This window comes from Accumulibacter sp. (assembly GCF_031732815.1).
In the GTDB taxonomy this organism is placed as follows: domain Bacteria; phylum Pseudomonadota; class Gammaproteobacteria; order Burkholderiales; family Rhodocyclaceae; genus Accumulibacter.
Genome location: NZ_JAVMKF010000060.1, coordinates 4,383 through 26,739, shown reverse-complemented (window position 1 = coordinate 26,739; position 22,357 = coordinate 4,383). Strand labels below are relative to the sequence as shown.

Sequence of the window (22,357 nt, the reverse complement as noted above, 5' to 3'; positions counted from 1 at the left end):
GCACCAATTCCCCCCCGCAAGCCCATGCCCGCCTCGTTTACCGATCGTATGAGCCGCGAAGAACGGCGCGCCGGCCTCAGTCTGGCCGCCGTCTTTGCCTTGCGCATGCTGGGACTGTTCCTGATTCTGCCGGTTTTCGCCATTTATGCGCAACACCTGCCGTCGGGCAACGACGCTGCCCTGGTCGGCGCCGCCCTTGGCGGCTATGGCCTCACCCAGGCGTGTCTGCAGATCGCCTACGGCGCGGCGTCCGATCGCTTCGGACGCAAGCCGGTGATCGTCTTCGGACTGCTGGTCTTCGCCCTCGGCAGTTTCGTTGCCGCACTGGCCGGCGACATCCACGGCGTCATCGTCGGGCGTGTCCTGCAGGGTGCCGGCGCGATCTCGGCCGCGGTCACCGCGCTGGCCGCCGATCTTACGCGCGAGCAGCACCTGACCAAGGTGATGGCGATGATCGGTTCGTCGATCGGCCTGGTCTTCGCCGTGTCGATGGTCGGCGGCCCGCTGCTCTACGTGGCCATCGGCATGCCCGGGATCTTTTCGCTGACGGGTGTCCTCGCTCTGCTCGCCATTGTCGTCGTCGTCAGAATCGTTCCCCTGGCCCCGACCGTGGCGCGCCAGCCGGCCTGGCAGAGCTTTGTCGAGGTGCTCGCTGATCGCCAATTGCTGCGCCTCAACTTCGGCGTCTTCGCGCTGCACCTGATGCTCACCGCGATGTGGGTGCTGCTACCCGTCGAGCTGCTGACCACCGGCCACCTGCCAGTCGCCGAACACTGGCAAGTCTACCTGCCGGCACTTTTCGTCTCATTCGCCGTCATGGTGCCGGCGATCATCGCCGCCGAGCGCTACGCCCGGCTGAAGCTGGTCTTCAATTCGGCCATCGTTCTGCTCATCGCGGTGCCCGCGGGTTTCGCCTTTTTCGCCCGAGACCTCGCCGGACTGGCCTGCTGGCTGACGCTGTTCTTCATTGCTTTCAACATCCTGGAAGCAACTCAGCCGTCGCTGATCGCGCGCATCGCGCCGCCGCACGCAAAGGGGGCAGCGCTCGGCGTCTACAACACGACACAGTCGCTCGGCCTGTTTCTCGGTGGTGTCGTCGGCGGATCTCTTGCCAAATACGCCGGCGCCAGCGCCGTCTGGGTGGGCAGCGCCTTGCTCGCCAGCGTCTGGCTGCTGCTCGGACTGACGATGCGCACGCCGGCAGCGCGCAGCCCCCGGGCGGCGGGCTAGGCCGGGCAGCGGCCTGCTCTGAACTCCGGATACGCATGCTGAGCCGCCTGCTCGTCGCCGTGCTCTGGCTGCTGCACTTTCTACCGCTGGCGCTGCTTGCCCGGCTTGGCCATGTTCTGGGTGTCGCCCTGTTCGCCCTCGCCGGTCGGCGCCGGCACATCGTTCTGGTCAACCTGCGCCTGTGTTTTCCGGAGCTCTCCAGCGAACAGCGCGAGCGCCTGGCTCGGGCGCATTTCAAGGTCCTCGGCCGCAGCCTGCTCGAACGCTCGCTGCTCTGGTGGGCCAGCCGGGAGCGCCTGGCTCGCCTGACGCAGGTCGACGGAGCCGAACGCATCGGCGAGTTGCGCGCGGCTGGCCGGCCGGTGCTGATGCTGACGCCGCATTTCGTCGGCCTTGACGCCGGCGGCATCGGCATCGCCATGCGCTATGACTGCGCCAGCATCTACGCCGCGCAATCGGACCCGGTCTTCGACCGCCTGTTGTACCGCGGGCGGCGACGCTTTGGCGATCAGTTGCTGCTCTCGCGCCAGGACAGTGTGCGTGCGAGCATCAAGGCCATGAAGGCGGGTCGCCCGCTCTACTATCTGCCGGACATGGATTTCGGTGCCCGCGATTCGATCTTCGTCCCCTTCTTCGGTGTGCCGGCGGCGACCATTCCGGGCCTCGCGCGCCTCGCCCGACTCGCCGACGCCGCCGTCGTCCCGGTGGTCACGCGCATTCTGCCGGGAGGACAGGGTTACGTCGTGACGGTCGGCGAGCCATGGACGGACTTTCCCAGCGACGATGTCGTGGCCGATACGCGTCGGATGAACGCCTGGATAGAAGATGCGGTGCGCACGATGCCCGAGCAGTATTATTGGGTCCATCGCCGTTTCAAGACGCGTCCGGCAGGCGAAGCACGTCCGTACTGAACCGGCGGCAAGTCGGTGGTGACGCGCAGAGCGGGTATACTGGCGAAGTTACGCGTTTGTCGGCCATCTGCCCTTGCCGCGCTGGTTGGCCGGTTTGCCTGATCGATCTGGACCTCAATTTTGCCTCTGACGCTCCTTGGCTTGTCCGGTGCCCTGACGCACGACCCTTCGGCCGCGCTCTACGTCGACGGCCGGCTGCTTGCCGCCGCCGAGGAGGAACGTTTCGTCCGCGACAAGCATGCCAAGAACCGCATGCCCTACGAAGCGGCCAAGTTCTGCCTTGACTTCGCCGGCCTGCGGCCGACCGATATCAATGCCGTGGCCATCCCTTTTGCGCCGATCAGCCTGAGCGAACCGGCGCGCTGGCACTACGCCCGGCGTTACTGGTACGCCCCGGAGCGCGCGCTCGATGCGCTGCTGGCCGGCAATCGCCGCTTCTACCGCTACCGCAAGCGTATCGAATGGTGTCTTCAACAGCTCGGTTTCGACCTGCGAAAGACCGAAATCGTCCCCGTCGAGCACCACCTGGCGCACGCGGCGAGCGCCTATCACTGCTCGGGCTTTGACGAGAAGACGGCGATACTCGGTATCGACGGCAAGGGCGAGTACGCGACGACCTTTTTCGGTTACGGCGAGAACGGACGCATCCACAAGCTCAAGGAATTCTACGACCCGGATTCGCTCGGCGGACTCTACGGTGCGCTCACCGAGTATCTCGGTTTCGAGATGCTCGACGGCGAGTACAAGGTGATGGGCATGGCGCCCTACGGTGACGCGAGCCGCTACGATTTCTCGCGCCTGGCGAGCTTTGAAAACGGCGAACTGCGAGTCAACACGACCTATGCCAACGTCGTCGGCTTCCGGCGTTACAAGGAAAAGGGCAAGGGCTACTACTTTTCACCGAAACTGGTCGACTGGCTCGGCCCGAAACGCTCGGGTGATGTTGCCGACGATCCCTACATCCACTACGCGGCGAGTATGCAGAAGTTGTTCGAGGATCTGGCGCTGCGCATGCTGGACCATTACCTTGGCGATCTGCTGCGGGAGACCGGCCGCCTTGCCTTTTCGGGTGGCGGGGCGCTGAACGTCAAACTGAACCAGAAGATCATTGCCCGTCCCGAAGTGCGTGAGTTGTTCGTCCAGCCGGCTTCGGGTGACGCCGGTACGGCGATCGGCGCCGCCGCCTACGTTTCGCAGCGGCGCGGTGTCGCCGTCGAGAAGATGGAGCACGTCTATCTCGGCCCGGCGTTCAGCAATGAAGACGTCCTTGCCGCCTGCGCGCGTCACCCGGCGCGACCGATTGGCCAGCGCCTGAGCGACGTGCCACGACAGGTTGCCCGCTTGCTCGCCGACGGTCATCCGGTCGCCTGGTTCCAGGGCCGCATGGAGTTCGGTCCGCGCGCCCTCGGCGGACGCTCGATTCTCGGCTGTCCGAGCGTTGCCGGCGTCGCCGACCGGATCAACGCGCAGATCAAGTTCCGCGAACGCTGGCGGCCGTTCTGCCCGAGCATGCTCGACACCGTCGGCCCGCAGATGCTCGGCAGCACGCACCCGGCACCCTTCATGACTTTCACTTTTGCCGTCGCCGACGGCTGGCGGCAACGCGTGCCGGAAGTCGTACACGAAGACGGCACCTCGCGCGCACAGGTGCTCGAGCGGCGCTTCAACCCGCGCTACTACGACCTGATGGTCGAACTCGAGAAGCTCACCGGGAACGGCGTCGTTCTCAACACATCGCTCAACCGGCGCGGCGAACCGATGATCTGTTCGCCGGCCGACGCACTCGACATGTTCTTCGGCTCCGACCTGCAGTATCTGGTAATGGAGGACATTCTCGTCGTCAAGTCGGCCGAGGCGGCGCGTGTCTAGCCCGCTCTCCGGCTCGTGTCGACTGGCAGTCGCCGGTCAGCCGCGGCACGTCCCCACCTTTCCCGGAGTCTGACCTGCGATGGCCGGAGCCAGCCTGCTTACCCTGATCGACGACATCGCGACAATTCTCGACGATGTCGCACTGATGACCAAAGTCGCCGCCAAGAAGACGGCCGGTGTACTCGGCGATGATCTGGCGCTGAACGCCCAGCAGGTATCAGGCGTGCGCGCCGAACGCGAACTGCCGGTGGTCTGGGCGGTCGCCGTGGGTTCGCTGAAGAACAAGCTGATCCTCGTCCCGGCGGCCTTGGCGATCAGCCGCTTCGCGCCGTGGGCGGTGACTCCGCTGCTCATGCTCGGCGGGCTGTATCTATGCCTGGAAGGGGTTGAGAAGCTGGCCCACAAGTGGTTGCAGCACGGCGCCGGGACGGCGGTCAAGGATGCCGCGGAAGAGGCCGCGTCGGCCAGCGTGCACGCCGCTGCGCTGGCCGGCGCCGACATCGACCTGGCTGCCATCGAGGCCGAAAAGATCAAGGGTGCGATCCGCACCGACTTCGTTCTTTCCGCAGAAATCGTCGTCATCGCGCTCGGCACCGTCGCGCAAGCACCCTTTGCCACGCAAGTCGCGGTTCTTGCGGGAATCGGCCTGCTGATGACCGGCGGCGTCTATGGTATCGTCGCCGGCATCGTCAAGCTCGACGATCTGGGGATGTACCTGCTTGGCTGGCGGAGCAAGCTGGCACGCGCGATCGGCCAGGCACTGATGCTCGCTGCACCGCGCTTGATGCGCGCGCTGACGGTGATCGGGACGGCCGCCATGTTCATGGTTGGTGGAGGCATTCTGGCGCACGGCGTCGCACCGCTGCATCATGCGATTGCCCATGCCGGCGAGTTGGCGGGTGAGTTGGCCGGCGCAATGGCCGGCAGCGTGCCGCTGATCGGCCGCATGCTCGCAGCGGCGACGCCGCTGCTGCTGGAAGTGCTTGTCGGCATTGCCGCCGGAGCGCTGACGCTGCTGCTTGTCAAGGCGTTCGGCGCGCTGCGCGCGGCCGCTGCGCGACCGCCCGACAAGCATCCCCCAGACGCCGTCTGACTTGTTGCGGCGAGCTCGCGAACGCCCTCGCGGAGCGACGCCGTCTTACCGAAGCTGCTTTCATTTGTCGAGGAGAAGTCCCTTGTTCGAGGAAAAACCTGAAACCCTGAGCGGTGCACAGATCGTCGTCCGTCTGCTCGAACGGCAGGGTGTACGCACGCTCACCGGCATCCCGGGCGGCGCGATTCTGCCGATTTACGATGCCCTGTCGCAGTCGGAGCAGATACGCCACGTGCTGGTTCGACACGAACAGGGCGGCGGCTTCATTGCCCAGGGGATGTCGCGGGCGACCGGCGTGCCGGCGGTCTGCATGGCCTCGTCGGGTCCCGGGGCAACCAATCTGTTGACCGCAATCGCCGATGCCAAGCTCGATTCGATTCCCTTGGTGGCGATTACCGGACAGGTACCCAAAGCCCTGATCGGCACCGATGCCTTCCAGGAAGTCGACACCTATGGCCTGAGCATTCCGATCACCAAGCATAATTTCCTCGTCGGCAACGCCGAGGATCTGCTCTCCGTCATTCCGCGCGCCTTCGCGATTGCCGCTTCGGGTCGTCCCGGCCCAGTGCTGGTCGATATTCCGAAGGACGTGCAGAATCAGCTCGTCGAAGTGCGCGCCTGGCCAACGGCGGGCTGCGCGGAGCGACCGGCGGCGCCGGCCGCGTCGCTGATCGAGCGTGCCGCGGCGATGATCAACGCCGCTGCCAAGCCGATTCTCTACCTGGGTGGCGGCGTCGTCCATTCGGGTGCCGCCGAAGCCGCCGTCGAGCTGGCCGAGGTCGGCCGCCTGCCGACCGTGATGACCCTGATGGCGCTCGGCGCGATGCCCGTCGATCACCCGCTGTCGCTTGGCATGCTGGGTATGCACGGTGCGCGCTGTACCAACCTGGCGCTCGACGAATGCGATCTGCTGATCGCCGTCGGTGCGCGTTTCGACGACCGGGCGACCGGCAAGGTGGCCGGTTTCTGTCCGCAAGCGCAAATCATCCATATCGATATCGACCCATCGGAACTCGACAAGATCAAGACCGCCCACGTCGGCATCGCTGGCGATGTGGCGACGGTCTTGCAGCTTCTCTTGCCGGGCATTGAACAGCGGCAACGCGAGGACTGGCTGGCGCGCGTCGCCGAGTTGAAAGCGGCGCACCCGCTGCGCATGCCGGGAATCGACGACCCGCGTACGCCCTACGGACTGATTCGCGCGGTGGCTGATTGCCTCGACGACGAGGCAACGATCGCCACCGACGTTGGCCAGCACCAGATGTGGGTTGCCCAGGCGTATCCCCTGCGCCGGCCACGCCAATGGTTGACCTCCGGCGGTCTCGGCACGATGGGCTTCGGCATGCCGGCGGCGATTGGCGCCGCACTCGCCGAACCGCAGCGCACGGTCGTCTGCTTTACCGGCGACGGCAGCATTCTGATGAACGTCCAGGAGCTGGTCACCGCGGCGGAAGAGAACGTCAACGTCAAGATCATCCTGATGAACAACGCCTCGCTCGGTCTCGTCTTCCAGCAGCAGACACTGTTCTATGGCGAACGCATCTACGCCTCGCAATTCAAGGGCATGCCCGATTTCATCCGGGTCGCCGAAGGCTTCGGCCTGGCTGCCGTCGACCTCGACCAGGAGGCCGATCCGCTATCCGCGCTGGCCTCCGCACTGGCCAGCCGCGGCCCGGTTCTCATCCATGCCAGCATCGCGTTGCACGAACAGGTGCTGCCGATGGTGCCGCCTGGCGCGGCGAACAAGGAAATGATTGGAGGTTGAACGATGAACGCGCTTACCCGTAGCGAGAATCAGGCCGTCGCCCGGACGGTGCTCGAATTGGACGTCAATAACCACCCCGGCGTCATGTCGCACGTCGTCGGTCTCTTTTCCCGCCGCGCCTACAACGTCGAAGGCATTCTGGTCATGCCCGTGGGCAGCGGAGAGCGCAGCCGCATCTGGCTGCTGGTCAACGAGGACGAGCGGCTCGATCAGATGGTCAAGCAGGTCGAGAAGCTGGAAGACGTTCTCGCCGTGCGCCGGCACGGCGCCGAACACGAGGTTTTCGTTCGCCTCGAGGAGTTCTTCCGCTGAAAAGCCGGGCCGCCGGCACGCCGCGCCGTGTCCGCCCTCAGCGTGCCGGTGGGCGAGGTTCGAAACGAACGATTGTCCGGCCGTCGGCGGTTTTCCGCGGCGGCGCTTTCCAGGCGTGCCCGTAGATGACTTCGACGGTCACCGGCAAGCGCCCGTCGCGCACCTGCGCCAGCATGCGCGCGCGCGCCGCCGCCCAGGCGTCACGGCCCATCAGCGCGTGCCGACGCGCCCGCATGGCGCAGCGCGCACCGCTGCGTCGCAGGTCGGCGATCAGTTCGTCGAAACTGGCGTAAGTCACCGTCAGGCGCTCGGCGTCCATTACCGGGTCGCTGAAGCCGCACTCGACGAGCATGTCGCCATAGTCGTGCATGTCGGTAAATCGCTGCGTGTGCAGGTAGCCGTCATGAAAAGCGGTGCGCAGTTCCTGCAGGGTGTCCGGCCCGAGCGTCGAAAACATCAACAGCCCCCCCACTTCGAGCAGACGTTGCGCTTCCCGGAAAACCTGCAGCGGGTCGTCGACCCAGTGCAGCATCAGGTTGGACCAACAGAGCCCGATCGACTGCGCACGAAAAGGCAGGTGAGCGGCGTCTGCGGCGACCAGCGGCGTTCGCTGACCACGCACGAAAGGCAGCAGCCAGCGCAGACGCGAGCGCTGCGCCAAGCCGGCACGCAACATCGGTTCGCTGAGATCGGCGCCAACCACCTGCGCCTTGGCATAGCGCTCAGCCAGCGCAGTCAAGCCGGTGCCGGTGCCGCAACCGAGATCGAGCACCACCGCCGGCGTGATCCGCACATAGTCCAGGCGTTCGAGCATGCGGCTGCCGACTTCACGCTGGAGGACGGCGACATCATCATAGGTCGCCGCCGCGTGCGCGAAATTGCGTCGCACCTGGCGCTGATCGATGAACTGCGCCGGTGCCTGCATGTCGGCCTAGATCGGTCGCAAGCCGAGCCGGGCGAAGAGCGCTTCGTCGCGATCAGCTTCCGGATTGCCGGTGGTCAGCAGCCTGTCACCGTAAAAGATCGAATTCGCTCCAGCCAGAAAACACAGCGCCTGCAACTCGTCGGACATTGCCTGGCGGCCGGCGGACAGGCGGACGAAGCTGTCCGGCATGGTGATGCGCGCCGCCGCGATCGTGCGCACGAACTCGAAACTGTCGATCGGTTCGCTGTCGGCCAGCGGCGTTCCCGGAATCGGCACCAGATTGTTGATCGGCACCGATTCGGGCGGGGGTTCGAGGTTGGCCAACTGGACGATCAGCGCTGCCCGGTTGCGGCGCGACTCTCCCATGCCGATGATGCCACCCGAGCAGACCTTGATCCCGGCCTGGCGCACCTGGCCCAGCGTATCGATGCGATCGGCGTGCTTGTGTGTCGAGATCACCTGGCCATAGAAGGAAGCGTCCGTGTCAAGGTTGTGGTTATAGTAATCGAGACCGGCTTCCTTCAGTTCCTGCGCCTGACCCTCCTTGAGCATGCCGAGCGTGACGCAGGTCTGCAGGCCGATATCCTTTACCGCGCGGATCATTTCGGTCACCTGCGCGAGGTCCTTGTCCTTCGGGCCACGCCAGGCGGCTCCCATGCAGAAGCGCGAGGCACCCTTGTCCTTGGCCGCCTGCGCTGCGGCGAGCACTTCGTCGAGCGGCAGCATGGCTTCGCGCTCGGTACCGGTGGAGTAGCGTGCGGACTGCGAACAATAGCCGCAGTCCTCCGAACATCCGCCGGTCTTGACCGAGAGCAGCGTCGAGCGTTGAATCTCGTTGGCGTCGAATTTCTCGCGATGCACCTGCTGCGCGCGAAAGATGAGGTCCATCAAGGGAAGCTGGTAAAGTGCTTCGACCTCGGCGATGGTCCACCTTGCCTTGCCGGCCGAAACGGGTCGTTCCGCGTCGAGCGTGGCGGCTTGAGGAATTGCGTTCATGATCAATAAACCTATGGCTGTGGGTGATCTGAGGCCCCGCAGGAGGGCTTTCCCGGGGGCACTTGGCGGGTGTCAATCTTAACTCAAAGCGCCGCCTTCATCGGCAGGTCGTGCGCACGATTGCTCGCGCAGGACTGCCTGCTTTGCGGAGCCGACAGCCGCAGCAGCCTGCTGTGCTCGGCCTGCGCCGACGACTTGCCGCGGCTGCCTGCCGATTGCTGCCCGCGCTGTGCGCTGCCGACACCGGCCGGCGAGGTTTGCGGTCGCTGCCTGCGGCAAGCGCCGCACTACGATGCCGCACTGGCGGCGTTTCGCTATGCCTTTCCGGTCGATCGGCTGATCCAGACGTTCAAGTACGATCAGCGCCTGGCGCTGGCCGACTATTTCGGTCGGCGGCTGGCCGTGCTGGCCGCGGCGTGCACGGCCGATGTCATCGTTCCGCTGCCGCTGCATCCGCTGCGCCTGCGCGAACGCGGCTTCAATCAGGCGCTGGAACTGGCTCGTCCGGTCAGCCGGTCGCGCGCCATTGCTCTCGACGCCCATTCCTGCCAACGGATCCGCCATACGCCGGCACAGGCCGCTCTGCCCTGGCGCGAGCGGACCAGGAACGTGCGCGGCGCCTTCCATTGTACGACCGATTTCACGCACCGGCGGATACTGCTCATCGATGACGTGATGACGACCGGCGCATCGCTCGACGAAATGGCACGCACCTTGAAGCTCCATGGCGCTTCGCAGGTCACTGTGCTCGTCGTTGCGCGCGCCTTGCCGCCCTGAGCCATCTGGTGCATGGCGGTCTTGCCGTGGCCGGTCGGCAGCCAGCTTCAGAGATGTTCGAACTCGGCGATGTCGGCGTCCGGCGTGTTGGCCGACGCAGCAAACGAGATGATTCCGCTGCCGCGCAGAACAAAAGCCTCGCGTCTGAGAAACAGCTCGGGCTCGCCTTTGATCGTGACAAATGTGCCGTTGGTGCTCAGATCGCTGAGCACGAACTGATCGTCGCGGCGTTCGATGCGCGCGTGATGGCGCGAGGCGCGGCGATCGCGCACCGGAATCTCACACTCGACATCGCGTCCCATCAGCAGGCTTGGCCGATTCCGGTCGACCACCTTGACGTAAGGCCCATAACGCAGATAGAGGCGCGACTCGCGCTCCTTGGCGAGCGGCTGCTGCGGCGGCTCGACGGCGGCTGCGACGACGAGGGGACCTTTGGCTTCCGGCCAGCGGACTTCGTATACCGGTTCGTGCACGCGCAGCGTGCGCGACAGGCTTGCCGGCAGGCTGCGTGTGGCCGTCTGCAACTGCGTCGGCAACAGCGCGCGCGTGCTTTCGGTGATCAGCACCTGACCGGAAAGAGCGACGCTGGCCAGCGCCTCGGCCAGCGTTGCGCTCTCGCCAATCACATCGCCGTCCTCAAGGGTGACCGCGCCGTGATGAAAGCCGGTATGGATGGCCAACTGAATGCCGGAGACCGGTGGCAGGTCTGCGATCCGCCGCTGCATGGTGATTGCCGCCTGACAGGCAGCGTGCGCACTGTGGAATACCGCCGTTACCTGGTCGCCGGTTGACCGGACGACGCGTCCGCCACCCATCTCGATGCCGCGTGTGATGCGCTTCATGCAACGGTCAACAGCGTGCAGTGCTTCGGCCCCACCCAGCCGGTCGAACAGGCGAGCGCCCTCCGATACGCCGGCAACGAGCACCGACAGCATCTGTTCGTTCATCGTGATCAATCCCATTTCCCCCAATCTACACAGTGTTCTTGTCAGGCGATCGACGCCTGGTCGACGGCCGTCATGCTTGCTTGTCCGGCGGCTGCCTGCCTGCTCTGCGGCCAGTCAAACCCGTCGCGCGGCTCGAATTGAATCGCCACTGCCGCGCCACTTGCCGGCTGCCGACTGTCGTTGTCGTCAGCCAGCTCGTCGGCGACGGCTGCCGTTGGCTGCAGGGCCCGGAAGTCGAACAGATCGCCATCGGCCAGGTGTGAGGGAACAACCTTCTGCAGCGCGGCAAAGACGATATCCGTGCGTCCGGGAAATCGCCGGTCCCAGTCGGCCATCATCTCCCTGATCTGCTGACGTTGCAGATTGGCTTGCGAGCCGCAGAGGTTGCAGGGAATGATCGGAAAGGCCATGCCGCGGGCGAAACGCGCGATTTCGCTCTCGCCGCAATAGGCGAGCGGCCGGATGACGATGTGCTGGCCGTCGTCGGTCAACAGTTTGGGCGGCATCGCCTTCAGTTGCCCCGCGAAAAAGAGGTTGAGAAACAGCGTATGGACGATGTCGTCACGATGATGGCCGAGTGCGATCTTGTTGGCGCCGACTTCCCTGGCGGTACGGTATATTATCCCCCGACGGAGACGCGAACAGAGCGAACACGTCGTCTTGCCCGGCGGGATCTTATTTTTTACGATCGTGTAGGTATCCTGCTCGACGATCCGGTACTCGACGCCGATCTTCGCCAGATAGGCGGGCAGGATGTCGGATGGAAATCCCGGCTGCTTCTGATCGAGGTTCATGGCGATCAGACGGAAATCGATCGGCGCCCGCGTGCGCAGCGCAAGCAGCGTCGAGAGCAGCGTGTAGGAGTCCTTGCCACCAGAGAGGCAAACGAGAACCGTGTCGCCATCGTCGATCATGCCGTAATCGCAAATCGCTCGGGCGACCTTGCTTTCCAGCCGCTTCTTCAAGCGCAGCAGACTGTTCGACGCTTCCACCGTTGTCCTTTCCCAGTTACCTTCCGGTTCACAGATGCGCGCTGCGACCACCGTCGACATTGATCACCTGGCCAGTGACGTAGGCCGCGTCAGCGACCAGATAGCGCACCGCGCGCGCGACATCGAGCGGATTGCCGGCGCGTTGCAACAAGGTATGAGCAACGATGCGAGCCTTCTCGGCGCGTCCGAAGGCCCCGCTGTCTGGCCACATGATCGGGCCGGGGGCGACCGCATTGACCCGCACCCGCGGGGCCAGCTCAATCGCCAGCGCGCGCGTCAGACCAAGCAGCCCGGCTTTTGCCGCGCAGTACAGAGGATACCCGGCGAGCGGCCGCTCGGCATGAATGTCGGTAATATTGACTACCACGCCGCCGGCCTCGATCAGGTACGGAGCGGCCGCCTGGGTGAGAAACAGCGGCGCCTTGAGGTTGCTCCCGACAAGGTCGTCCCAGGCGCGTGCATCCATGCTCCCGAAAGGGGTCGGAAAGAAGCTCGAAGCGTTGTTGACCAGCCCGTCCAGGCGACCGAAGTGCTCGACCGTGCTGTCGACGAGCTGTGGCAGGCTGGCGAGATCGAGCAGATCGGCCTGCCGGCAGGCCGCCGAAGACGGTCGGTGCGCGTTCAGCTCGGCAACGAGGGCAGCGGCAGCGGCGGAAGCCTGGCGGTAATGCACCATGATGCTGGCCCCGGCGGCGTGCAGTTCGCGCGCGATCGCTGCGCCAAGCCGCTTCGCCGCACCGGTAATCAGAATCGTCTTGCCGTTCATTCCTGCTTCCTGTCGAGCAGCGCACAAGGCGACGATTTTAACGGATCAGCGCAGCCGGTTTCTGAAAAACGGCCCTTTTGTCACGCTGGCGCGCTAAACTTCCGCCAGTTCACCGTGGGAGGAACCGCATGAAGAAGCTGGATAAGCCGCTTGACGCCGACGATCTCATCGAACTCGCCGAGCGCGTCGCTGGACTGCCGCCAGCCGACGCCGAGTGGGTCGGACTGCTGCTGCAGGATCTTCTGCGCGCACGTACGCGCGAGGCCGAGTTGCTGGCCGGGCAAGGCGGAAGCGGGCCGGCGCCGATCGGCGAATTGCCGGAGATCGGCGGCGCACTGAACGACCAGATGGCGCAAGTGGCGCTGGATACTGCCGAATGGCTGCGCACCTTGTGGAACGTCGGTTACATGGGTGCCGGCAGTTTCCGTTCGCAACCGCGCACGGCCTTTCCGACGATCGACCTTGAAGACGTGCGCAAATCTTCACTTTTCGCTCGCATCCGCCAGGGCAAGCACGCCTTGCCGTTTGCCCCGCCGACTCGGCAGGGCTTGCCGTGGCACGAGCTGGTCGAGGGCCACGATCAGATCCACGACGTACAGGCCGAGATCATCCACGACGACGCTGGCCTGCCGCTGGCCGCGATCATCGAGGGCTGCAGCGAGTGGTCGGTGCGCAAGCAGCTTGGCGCAAATCGCGAGTATCAGGTACAACATCAGCGCAAAGGGCCGATTTTCCATCTGCGGATGAGCGATGGAACGGCCGCCCAGCTCTGGCGCGAAGCACCGACGCTGGAGTGCAAGGTGCATCTGATCGAACACGGTGGGCTGCACAGCTACGCCCTTGAATGGCCAGGCAGCAACGGCCAGTCGCAAGTCATCTCGCTGCGTGCGGCGACCTGGGCGCGCGCCGAGTCGGAAGCGGCGCACTGGGTGGCTACCAACCATCCCGAACTTTACGGGCAGGTCTGTTTCAGGAGATTCAGCGCCTGAAACCGGGCGTCAGCGACTGGCCGACACCGACGCCGGAAGCGGCAGAAAGCAGCCGTTTGCTGGTCAGCCGGATCGGCGATGACATCCGGCGGAGCAACGGCTGGATCTCTTTTGCCCGTTTCATGGATCGGGCGCTGTACGCGCCCGGCCTGGGCTATTACAGCGGCGGTGCGCACAAGCTGGGGGCGGCCGGCGACTTCGTCACCGCGCCCGAACTTGGCCCGCTCTTCGCGCAGACGCTGGCCGCGCAGGTGGCCGAGATCTGTGCGCTGAGCGATCCTCACATCCTCGAAGTCGGTGCCGGCAGTGGGCGAATGGCCGCCGATCTGCTGCGCGAACTGGCCGCCCGCCAAGCCTTGCCGGAAACCTACAGCATCCTCGAAGTCTCCGGCGAACTGCGCGCGCGCCAGCAGGACAGTCTGCGCGAAGTTGCCGCGCAACTGCCGACGCGCATCGCCTGGCTCGAACGCTTCCCCGAGCGCTTCAGCGGTGCCGTGCTTGCCAACGAAGTAATCGACGCGATGCCGGTTCACCTCGTTGTCTGGCAGGCCGACGGCATTGCCGAACGCGGTGTCGGCCTGGCCGACGGGCAGTTCGTCTGGCAGGATCGACCGGCGAGCGGCCGCCTGCGCCAGCGCGCGCAGGCGGTCACTGCCGAATGCTTGCTGCGCCCGGGCTATCTGAGCGAGATCGCTCTGCTGCCGGACGATTGGCTGTATGAGTGGGGGCAGCGTCTGACGCGCGGTGCGCTGCTCTTGCTCGACTACGGCTTTCCCCGGCACGAGTACTACCACGCACAGCGCAGCGCGGGAACGCTGATGTGCCACTATCGGCACCGCGCCCACGGCGATCCTTTTTACCTGCCCGGCCTGCAGGACATCACGGCGCACGTCGATTTCACCGCGATTGCCGAAGCCGGCACCGCCGGCGGCCTCGCGTTGCTCGGCTATACGACGCAGGCAAGCTTCCTGCTGGCCTGCGGCCTGCTCGACATCCTGGCGCGCACGCCGGCCGGCGATGCGCCGCGCTACCTGCCGCTCGCCAATGCGGCGCAAAAGCTGATCTCGCCGGCTGAAATGGGCGAACTCTTCAAGGTGATGGTACTCGGCAAGGGGATCGAGCAGGCGTTGCTCGGTTTCCAGCGCGGCGAGCGCAGCCACACGCTCTGACTTGCTCAGCCCCGGGCGTTCACGATTCTGTCTTCCACGGTGCGGGTTTGCCGAAGAAGAAACCCTGCCCGTAGTCGACGCCAAGCTCGCACAGCCGGTCGACGATGGCTTTGCTGCTGACGTATTCGGCGACGATGCGCAGGCCGAGGGCGTGCCCCATGTCATTGATTGCCGCGACCAGTGCGTCGTCGCGCGCACTTTCGCGCATGTCCTTGACGAAGCTGCCGTCGATCTTCAGGTGGTCGATCGGCAGGCTCTTCAGATAGTGGAAAGACGAAAGACCGCTGCCGAAGTCGTCCAGCGCTAGCTGGCAACCGTGCCGCTTGAGCGCCGTGAGGAGCGCCATCGCTGGACGCAGATTCTGGATGGCGGCGGTCTCGGTGATTTCGAAGCAGACGCGCTCGGGCGGGAAGCCGGTCGCCGCAAACTGCTGCTCGATGAAATCGAGCAGCCCATCGTCGCTCAAGGAATTGCCCGAGACGTTGATCGCCAGCGAGGTGTCGGTTCGCCCTATGCCTCTGGCGTGGTCCTGAAGAGCGGTCTGAATCACCCAGCGGTCGATCGCCGCCATCAGACCGTAGCGCTCGGCGGCCGGAATGAAGACCGCCGGGAGGACAAGTTCGTCGATGCGCGGGTGAACCCGACCATGCACGACGCGCAACAGGACCTCGTGCCCGAGTATCCGGAAGTCCTGCCCGTCGAGCGCCACGATCGGCTGGTAGTGCAGACGGAACATGCCTTGGTCAAGCGCATCGCGCAAACCCGCAGCGCCGATGATCTCGTGGTGTCGGCGCAGCGTGTCGAGGTCAGCCTCCTGGTAGACGTGCACACGATTGCGCCCCAGTTCCTTCGCGGCATAGCAGGCGACATCGGCGTGCGTCATCAACTGGACCGTGCTCTCGGTTTCTGCGCTGATCGGCACCAGCCCGATGCTGGCGCTGATCTGGTAGGAACGTCCGCCCCAGGCGAAACGGTGTGCGCGCAGCAGACCGACGACCGACTGCGCAACGAGCACCGCACGCTCGAGCGGGCAGTTCTCCTGCAACAGGGCAAACTCGTCGCCACCAACACGCGCCAACACATCGCTCTCGCGGAAAACCCCGGTCAGGACGCCTCTGATCTGCTTCAGCAACTCGTCGCCCGCCGTATGCCCGGCAGTATCGTTGATCACCCTGAAACGATCGAGGTCGAGGTAGCTCAGCACGTGCCGGCTGCCGCTGCGGCGTGCGCTATCGACCGCCGCCTGCAAGCGCCGCTCGAACTCGGGCCCGGTTGCACAGACCGGTCAGCGCGTCGTGCGTGGCATCGTAGGCCAACTGCCGCTCGAGCTGGCGCGTCTCGCTGACGTCGCGAAAAACCAGCACGCCGCCCATGATCACGCCGTCGTGGCCGCGGATAGGCGCCGCCGAATCGTCGATGTCGAATTCGCGTCCGTCGCGTGCAACCAGAATCGAGCCGGTGGTCAGCGAGATCATTCGCCCGTCCCGGATGCATTGGTTGAGGGGTTCGGCGATCGTCTCGCGCGTCTGCCCGCTGATCACCCGGAAGATCTCGTCGACCGGCCGGCCGCGCGCCTCTGCGATGCTCCAGCCGGTAAGCGCCTCGGCAACAGGATTCAGGTAATCGACCTTCGCCTGCGCATCGGCGGTAATTACTGCATCGCCGATCGAATGTAAGGTCACCTGCGCGCGTTCCTTCGCTTCGAAGAGCGCCAGTTCGGCGCGCTTGCGGTCGGTGGTGTCGATGCCGACGCAGATCAACTGCTCGACGTTGCTGGAAACCGCGCGGATCGGTGCCTTGATCGTGTGGAACCAGCGCAGCTCGCCGACGCTGTTGGCGATCGCCACCTCACGTTCGATGCGTGGCCGCCGACCGCTGAGAATGTCCTGTTCGTCCTCGGCGAAAGACTGCAGGAGCTGCGGGTCGGAAAGGAAGTTGGCCAGCGGCTGATCGACCACCTCTTCCAGGGAGTGCCCGACGGTCGTCGCAAAGCTCTGATTCGCCAGCGTGATCAATCCGTTGCTGTCGACCACGAAGGTCAGGTGTGGATTGGCGTCGATGACCGCGCGCAGGAACTCGCGTTGCGCCTGATCCTCGTGTTGCACGGCCAGCAGACGCTCGATCAGCTTGACGTTGCGGAAACAGGCGGCGATGCTGTTGACGAAGATGTCGAGCAGGGTGCGGTCGAGGCTCTCGAGCACATGGCAGGAATCGAGGAAAACGGCCGCCTCCTGCTCGGGCGCCGCCTGCAGATAAAGGACGGTGTAGTCCTTGGCGAAGATATGCTGCCGGTTCGTCAGGGCGTTGGTGATCGCCTCGACGATGCGCTTGTCCGGCAAGCGCGTCAGCGGTTGCGCGATGTAACGCGCGTGGCAACCGGCAGCGGCGGCGATCACATAGCCGCATTCTTGGCCGTCACCGACCGCGAGTTCCTTCTGACTGCAGACGATACCGTCGACGGGCAACCTCAGCAAGGCGGCCAATTGCGTCAGGACGCCCTCGGCGAAGTAGGCGATTGCCCGCTCTTCCTTCAGCTCGGCCGCCGCGCGAACGACCATCTCCAGACCCTGCCGCTGCTCGGCGATCGTGCACAATTGCTGATACGAACGCAAAGCGGCGCTTACCGTCGTGATCAGCCGCGTCCGGTTGAGCTCCGCCTTGGTCCGGTAATCATTGATGTCGTACTCCTCGATCACCGTCAGCTCCGGTGCGTAGCCGGGTTCGCCGGTGCGCAGGATCAGCCGGCACTCCATCATTCCCAGTTCGTCGCGGATGTAGCCGACCAGGTCGAGGCCGGCGCGCGTCGTTTCCATCACTACATCGAGCAGGGCAACCGCGATATCCGGATGCTGCTGCAGGATGCCGCGCGCCGCCTGGCCGCTTGCCGCGTGCAGCAGGCGCAAGGGCCGACCGAAGACGCGCAGATGTTGCAGGGCAAAACGCGTCACCCCATGCACCTCCGGATCGTCGTCGACGATCAGCACCTTCCAGGGTGACTGCTCGGCCAGCGGCGCCGCATCGGTCTGTGCCGGCTCCTCCGACCAGCGAATCAGTTCGTCGTTCATTCGTCGTCCAGAATGACACTCGTATAGACGTTCTGGACATCGTCGAGGCCCTCCAGAACGTCGATCAGCTTCTGCATGCGCAACGCATCTTCACCGCCAAGCTGCGTCTCGTTGTCGGCTTTCATCGTCACGCCGCCGAACTCCGCGACGAAACCGGCCGTCTGCAGCGCATCCCTGACCGCGACGAAATCGTTCGGCGCGCTAATCACCTCGACCGATCCGTCGTCATTGCTCAACACATCGTCGGCACCGCACTCGATCGCAGCGTCCATCAAAGCCGCCTCGTCAACTCCCGGAGCGAAGAGCAGTTGACCGCAATGCCTGAACTGAAAGGCAACGCAACCGTCGGTACCCAGATTACCACCGTACTTGTTGAACGCGTGCCGCACCTCGGCGACGGTTCGCGTCTTGTTGTCGGTCAGACAATCGACGATCACCGCGGCACCGCCAATTCCGTAGCCCTCATAGCGAACTTCGACGTAATCCACGCCCTCCAGTTCGCCGGTGCCCTTCTTGATCGCGTTATCGATCTTGTCCTTCGGCATGTTCACCCCTTTTGCCCGGTCGGTCGCCAGACGCAAGCGCGGGTTGAATGCCGGGTCGCCGCCACCCATCTTGGCGGCAACCGTCAACTCGCGTGCAATCTTGGAAAACGACGCGCTTCGCTTCTCATCCTGGCGCCCCTTGCGATGCTGGATGTTGGCCCATTTGGAATGCCCTGCCACAAAGATTCCTTTCCGAATCGACTCGAAAGACCTGCGTCGATGAATGCTCCGTCTTCGCCGCGGCGCGCTGAAAGCCACCCGGCAAGACGCAAATGGTTGATAATCTGAGACCGCATTTTAGCACTTCAGACCGATGGCCCGACTCTGTGCCACCTTTTCGCTGTGCTGTCCTGCACACTTTGCTTCCTTTTGACCGCTGCTCGGAGTTACCGATGACCGTTCCCCTTCTGATTGCCAAGAACCACGATACCGACCTTGTCCTGCTGCCGGCGCTGGCCAATCGGCACGGCCTGATCACCGGCGCCACCGGAACGGGCAAGACGATCACCCTGCAAGTTCTCGCCGAACGCTTCTCGGCCATCGGCGTGCCGGTCTTCATGGCCGATGTGAAGGGCGATCTTTCGGGCCTCGCCGAAGCCGGCAGCCTGACGCCGAAAATGCAGGCGCGCCTCGCCGCACTCGGCCTGAAGGACTGGGAGCCGAAAGCATGCCCGGTGGTTTTCTGGGATGTCTACGGCAGCCAGGGTCATCCGGTGCGGGCAACGATCTCGGACATGGGGCCGGTCCTCCTCGCCCGCCTGCTCAACCTCAACGAGACGCAGGCAGGCGTCCTCCAACTCGTCTTCAAGATCGCCGACGACCAGGGCCTGCTCCTGCTCGACCTCAAGGACCTGCGCGCGATGGTCCAGCACGTCGGCGAAAACGCCAAGTCGTTTACCACCGAATACGGCAACGTCTCGGCCGCCTCGATCGGCGCCATCCAGCGCAACCTGCTGACACTCGGCGAACAGGGCGGCGAGGTCTTTTTCGCCGAACCGATGCTCGACATTGCCGACCTGCTGCAGACCGAAAACGGCGCCGGCGTGGTCAATATCCTCGCCAGCGATCAGTTGCTGAACTCGCCACGCCTCTACTCGACCTTTCTTCTCTGGCTGCTCTCCGAGCTCTTCGAGCGTCTGCCGGAAGTCGGCGATCTCGACCAGCCGAAGCTCGTCTTCTTCTTCGACGAAGCGCACCTGCTGTTCAACGAGGCCCCAGCCGCCTTACTGCAAAAGATCGAACAGGTCGTCCGCCTGATCCGTTCGAAAGGCGTCGGCATCTACTTCGTCACGCAGAACCCGCTCGACATCCCCGACACCGTCCTCGGACAGCTCGGCAACCGCGTCCAGCACGCACTGCGCGCGTTCACCCCGCGCGACCAGAAGGCGGTGAAAGCCGCCGCCCAGACCCTCAGGGCAAATCCCAAGTTCGACGCGGAGGCGGCAATCAGCGAACTCGGCGTGGGCGAAGCGCTGGTCTCCTTCCTCGACGAGAAAGGACGGCCGAACGTCGTCGAACGGGCTTTCGTCCTCCCGCCGGCGACGCGCATAGGCCCACAGACGGCCACCGAGCGCCAGGCGGTGATCAAGCGCTCGCCGATCTACGGGCATTACGAAAAGGTCGTCGACCGCGAATCGGCCTACGAAAAGCTGAAGGGTGAAGCCGCCGCGAAAAGCGCCGACGGCGCTTCCGGCAAGCCTGCCGACACAGCGCCGGCGAGCGAATCGGGCGGCGGCTGGCTGGGTGGCCTGGGCGACCTCTTCTCTGGTGGCAGCACTGGCCGCGCTCGACGCTCCGACTCGGTCCTCGAAACCGCCGCGAAAAGCGCCGCCCGCACGATCGGCTCGCAGGTCGGCCGCGAAATCATCCGCGGCGTCCTCGGCTCGATCCTCGGCGGCGGGAGCCGCCGGCGGTGATTTGCTGCAGCGCCGCGTGCGGCGCCAGGGTTCAGGCCGGCTGTCGCCGACGCCAGCCGGCCAAGCCCAGGCCTAGCGCGAGCAAGGCAGCGGTAGCGGGTTCGGGCACCGCGGCGATTTCAAGGAAGGGGCGCAGGCTCGCGTCGGCGGCGGCCGACGAGGCGTAGAGCGAGGCGATCGGCCTGCCCGAGTCGGCAAGAACGATGTCGGGCTGCAGCAGTTCGACGCCGAAGTTCATGCTTGGGTCGGACAGCCAGTCCTTGACCAGGCCCGTCACGTCGAAACTGACCCACTGGTTGATGCCATCCTGTACGGCCGAGGTGAACGGACCGGCGACGGTCGGTTGCGTCTCCCAGGTCACCGTCGTTTCTCCCCAGGCTTGCGTGACGCGATGCAGTTCGGTGGTGATCGGTTTGGCGCTCGTCGGGTTGTCGAAAGGGCGCAGTCCGGGCAGGGCAAACAGCTTGAGCTGGGCGCTGGCAACCTGGCCGGCCGACAAGGCAAGCGGGGTGAGATCGAAGCGCAGCAGCGACCGGGTGTCGTGCGCGCGTGATTCGCCCTGCGCACCGATCAGCGGCGTCGTGTTGCTGCTCCCGAGGAAGTTGCCGAAGGGAACGGCCGGCGCCGGGGTGAGCGCGTTCAGCGTCTGGCTGTCGAGGTTGGTGACGCGCGCTGCGGTCGCGATGTTGAAGGCGCCGGGAATGCCGAATTCATAGACGAAAACGTCCTCGCTGCTGCTTTCGTCGGGTTGCAGAATCGTCGTTGCGTGCGCCGCACCGGTCAGCGTCGCAGCAAGCAGCAGGGGAAGCATTTTCGAGGGGAGAGCGTGGCGCATGGGAGACCTCCGATGGCTTGGGTTGAGCGCGGGCGCACCCAATGTGCGCCCGCTTCAGGCTCGAATACGCAGCGACAGGCAGTATGGATGCAGACGGCGGCGCCAGACTGCTGCCGGCCTACGCTCAGGTCGTATCGGCGAGCGCGAGACCAAGAGGGATTTTGGACGCCGCATGCGCGACGGCACGCACGAAGCGCGGTACGAGGTAGCCGGGCAGACGCGCCAGCAGCGCGGCATGCAGGGCGCGGGCGCGCGCTTCAGGAACGTCGAAGTGGGCAGCGCCGCTCACCCGGTCGAGCAGGTGGACGTAGTAGGGCAGAACGCCGACCGCGAAGAGACGTTCAGACAATTCTGCCAACGTATCGGCCTGGTCATTGACGCCGGCGAGCAGGACCGACTGGTTGAGCAGGCTGAGCCCGGCCGTGCGCAGCGGGCGCAGCGCAGTGCCTACCGTTTCGTCGATTTCGCGCGGATGATTGGCGTGGATGACCAGACTCGTCGCCAGGCGGCTGCCGGCGAGCAGTTCGACGAGCGCTGGCGTGACGCGCTGTGGAACGACAACCGGCAAGCGGCTATGCACGCGCAGGCGGCGAAGATGGGCGATCGCTGCCAGACGATCGACCATTTCGGCCAGGCGCCGGTCGGACAATGACAGCGGATCGCCGCCCGACAGGATGACTTCGTGCAGCGAGGGATCGCGCTCGATGTAGTCGAACACCGGCGCCCACTCGGCGCGCGGCGGCCGGTTGTCGGCGTAGGGAAAGTGGCGGCGGAAACAGTAGCGGCAGTGGATCGCGCAGTTCCCGCTGAGCACGAGCAGTACGCGGCCGGCATACTTGTGGATCAGTCCGGGCAGCTTGTTGGCTTCGCTTTCGCCCAGCGGGTCGTCGACGAAGCCGGTTTGCGTCTGCGCTTCGACGAGCGCCGGCAGGACCTGACGCAGCAAGGGGTCGTCGCGCTCGCCACGGCGCATGCGGGCGACGAAGCTGCGCGGCACGCGCAGCGGAAAAGCCGGCCGGCGATCAAGCGCGGACGCTTCGTCGGCCAGATCGAGCAGGGCGAGGAGTTCGTCGCTGTTCGTCACGACCTCGCGCAAGGCGTGCTGCCAGGGCTCGTCCTGACGGTCTTTCGCGTGCCAATCGGCCGGGCTTCGCGCTATCATGGCGCCCTTCATTTTTCTTGACCGCCTCACGAGGGGACCCAATGGCGAGCTATTCTACCAACGAATTCAAATCCGGCCTGAAGGTCATGCTGG

The 22,357-nt window shown here is 65.1% G+C and carries 20 protein-coding genes; 10 read left to right on the top strand and 10 right to left on the bottom strand.

Annotated features, from left to right (window positions below):
* The first annotated feature begins 48 nt into the window (after window positions 1-48).
* The 6 genes from RKP46_RS05125 to ilvN all read left to right on the top strand — a co-directional run bounded on the left by RKP46_RS05125 (window position 49) and on the right by ilvN (window position 7,180).
* Entirely contained in the window at window positions 49-1,230 is a 1,182-nt protein-coding gene (locus RKP46_RS05125) for an MFS transporter (protein WP_311105626.1), read from the top strand.
* 38 nt (window positions 1,231-1,268) lie between these two features.
* Window positions 1,269-2,141 (top strand): lipid A biosynthesis acyltransferase, encoded by an 873-nt coding sequence (locus RKP46_RS05120; RefSeq protein WP_311105637.1) that lies wholly within the window; start codon window positions 1,269-1,271, stop codon window positions 2,139-2,141.
* A 120-nt stretch (window positions 2,142-2,261) separates the two neighbouring features.
* Window positions 2,262-4,010 (top strand): carbamoyltransferase, encoded by a 1,749-nt coding sequence (locus tag RKP46_RS05115; protein WP_311105625.1) that lies wholly within the window; start codon window positions 2,262-2,264, stop codon window positions 4,008-4,010.
* A gap of 79 nt (window positions 4,011-4,089) precedes the next feature.
* Complete coding sequence (locus RKP46_RS05110) at window positions 4,090-5,103, top strand: DUF808 domain-containing protein (RefSeq protein ID WP_311105624.1); 1,014 nt, start codon at window positions 4,090-4,092, stop codon at window positions 5,101-5,103.
* Between the two features lie 82 nt (window positions 5,104-5,185).
* Window positions 5,186-6,868 (top strand): acetolactate synthase large subunit, encoded by a 1,683-nt coding sequence (ilvB, locus tag RKP46_RS05105; protein ID WP_311105623.1) that lies wholly within the window; start codon window positions 5,186-5,188, stop codon window positions 6,866-6,868.
* 3 nt (window positions 6,869-6,871) lie between these two features.
* Window positions 6,872-7,180, top strand: a complete 309-nt coding sequence (ilvN, locus tag RKP46_RS05100; RefSeq protein WP_300331794.1) for an acetolactate synthase small subunit — start codon at window positions 6,872-6,874, stop codon at window positions 7,178-7,180.
* A gap of 37 nt (window positions 7,181-7,217) precedes the next feature.
* Here the strand turns inward: ilvN and bioC are convergent, their stop codons facing one another.
* Entirely contained in the window at window positions 7,218-8,105 is an 888-nt protein-coding gene (gene bioC / locus RKP46_RS05095; protein WP_311105622.1) for a malonyl-ACP O-methyltransferase BioC, read from the bottom strand.
* Window positions 8,106-8,111: 6 nt separating this feature from the next.
* Window positions 8,112-9,101, bottom strand: a complete 990-nt coding sequence (gene bioB / locus RKP46_RS05090; RefSeq protein WP_311105621.1) for a biotin synthase BioB — start codon at window positions 9,099-9,101, stop codon at window positions 8,112-8,114.
* 69 nt (window positions 9,102-9,170) lie between these two features.
* Between bioB and RKP46_RS05085 the strand changes: the two genes are divergently transcribed.
* Window positions 9,171-9,878, top strand: a complete 708-nt coding sequence (locus tag RKP46_RS05085) for a ComF family protein (RefSeq protein WP_311105620.1) — start codon at window positions 9,171-9,173, stop codon at window positions 9,876-9,878.
* A gap of 47 nt (window positions 9,879-9,925) precedes the next feature.
* On the opposite strand, the gene RKP46_RS05080 is transcribed toward RKP46_RS05085, so the two are convergent.
* Genes RKP46_RS05080 through RKP46_RS05070 form a run of 3 tightly spaced genes read right to left on the bottom strand, consistent with a single transcriptional unit; the run spans window position 9,926 to window position 12,583 of the window.
* On the bottom strand, window positions 9,926-10,825 hold the full coding sequence (locus RKP46_RS05080) for an adenylate/guanylate cyclase domain-containing protein (RefSeq protein WP_311105619.1): 900 nt from the start codon (window positions 10,823-10,825) through the stop codon (window positions 9,926-9,928).
* A 41-nt stretch (window positions 10,826-10,866) separates the two neighbouring features.
* Window positions 10,867-11,817 carry a tRNA 2-thiocytidine(32) synthetase TtcA gene (gene ttcA / locus RKP46_RS05075; protein WP_311105636.1) on the bottom strand — a complete coding sequence of 317 codons (951 nt, stop codon included), beginning with the start codon at window positions 11,815-11,817 and terminating at the stop codon, window positions 10,867-10,869.
* Window positions 11,818-11,845: 28 nt separating this feature from the next.
* Window positions 11,846-12,583, bottom strand: coding sequence for a pteridine reductase (locus RKP46_RS05070; protein ID WP_311105618.1), 738 nt, complete (start codon window positions 12,581-12,583; stop codon window positions 11,846-11,848).
* A gap of 128 nt (window positions 12,584-12,711) precedes the next feature.
* On the opposite strand from RKP46_RS05070, the gene RKP46_RS05065 reads away from it, so the two are divergent.
* Both RKP46_RS05065 and RKP46_RS05060 read left to right on the top strand, forming a co-directional pair.
* The gene (locus tag RKP46_RS05065; protein ID WP_311105617.1) at window positions 12,712-13,572 is read left to right on the top strand and encodes a hypothetical protein; all 861 of its coding nucleotides are present in this window, start codon (window positions 12,712-12,714) and stop codon (window positions 13,570-13,572) included.
* A gap of 56 nt (window positions 13,573-13,628) precedes the next feature.
* Window positions 13,629-14,741: an SAM-dependent methyltransferase gene (locus tag RKP46_RS05060; protein ID WP_311105616.1), complete on the top strand. Its 1,113-nt coding sequence runs from the start codon at window positions 13,629-13,631 to the stop codon at window positions 14,739-14,741.
* A 19-nt stretch (window positions 14,742-14,760) separates the two neighbouring features.
* On the opposite strand, the gene RKP46_RS05055 is transcribed toward RKP46_RS05060, so the two are convergent.
* The 3 genes from RKP46_RS05055 to RKP46_RS05045 are packed head-to-tail and all read right to left on the bottom strand — an operon-like array spanning window position 14,761 to window position 18,531.
* Window positions 14,761-15,990: an EAL domain-containing protein gene (locus tag RKP46_RS05055; RefSeq protein ID WP_311105615.1), complete on the bottom strand. Its 1,230-nt coding sequence runs from the start codon at window positions 15,988-15,990 to the stop codon at window positions 14,761-14,763.
* Complete coding sequence (locus RKP46_RS05050; RefSeq protein WP_311105614.1) at window positions 15,971-17,806, bottom strand: DUF3369 domain-containing protein; 1,836 nt, start codon at window positions 17,804-17,806, stop codon at window positions 15,971-15,973. Before RKP46_RS05050 ends, RKP46_RS05055 begins: the two co-directional genes overlap by 20 nt.
* Window positions 17,803-18,531, bottom strand: a complete 729-nt coding sequence (locus tag RKP46_RS05045) for a YebC/PmpR family DNA-binding transcriptional regulator (protein ID WP_311105613.1) — start codon at window positions 18,529-18,531, stop codon at window positions 17,803-17,805. The genes RKP46_RS05050 and RKP46_RS05045 overlap by 4 nt, the downstream gene beginning before the upstream one ends.
* A gap of 212 nt (window positions 18,532-18,743) precedes the next feature.
* Between RKP46_RS05045 and RKP46_RS05040 the strand changes: the two genes are divergently transcribed.
* On the top strand, window positions 18,744-20,267 hold the full coding sequence (locus RKP46_RS05040; protein ID WP_311105612.1) for a helicase HerA-like domain-containing protein: 1,524 nt from the start codon (window positions 18,744-18,746) through the stop codon (window positions 20,265-20,267).
* A gap of 31 nt (window positions 20,268-20,298) precedes the next feature.
* Here RKP46_RS05040 and RKP46_RS05035 read toward each other — a convergent pair whose 3' ends face one another.
* Both RKP46_RS05035 and epmB read right to left on the bottom strand, forming a co-directional pair.
* Window positions 20,299-21,102, bottom strand: a complete 804-nt coding sequence (locus tag RKP46_RS05035; protein WP_311105611.1) for a DNRLRE domain-containing protein — start codon at window positions 21,100-21,102, stop codon at window positions 20,299-20,301.
* 124 nt (window positions 21,103-21,226) lie between these two features.
* Entirely contained in the window at window positions 21,227-22,264 is a 1,038-nt protein-coding gene (gene epmB / locus RKP46_RS05030; protein WP_311105610.1) for an EF-P beta-lysylation protein EpmB, read from the bottom strand.
* Between the last annotated feature and the right edge of the window lie 93 nt (window positions 22,265-22,357).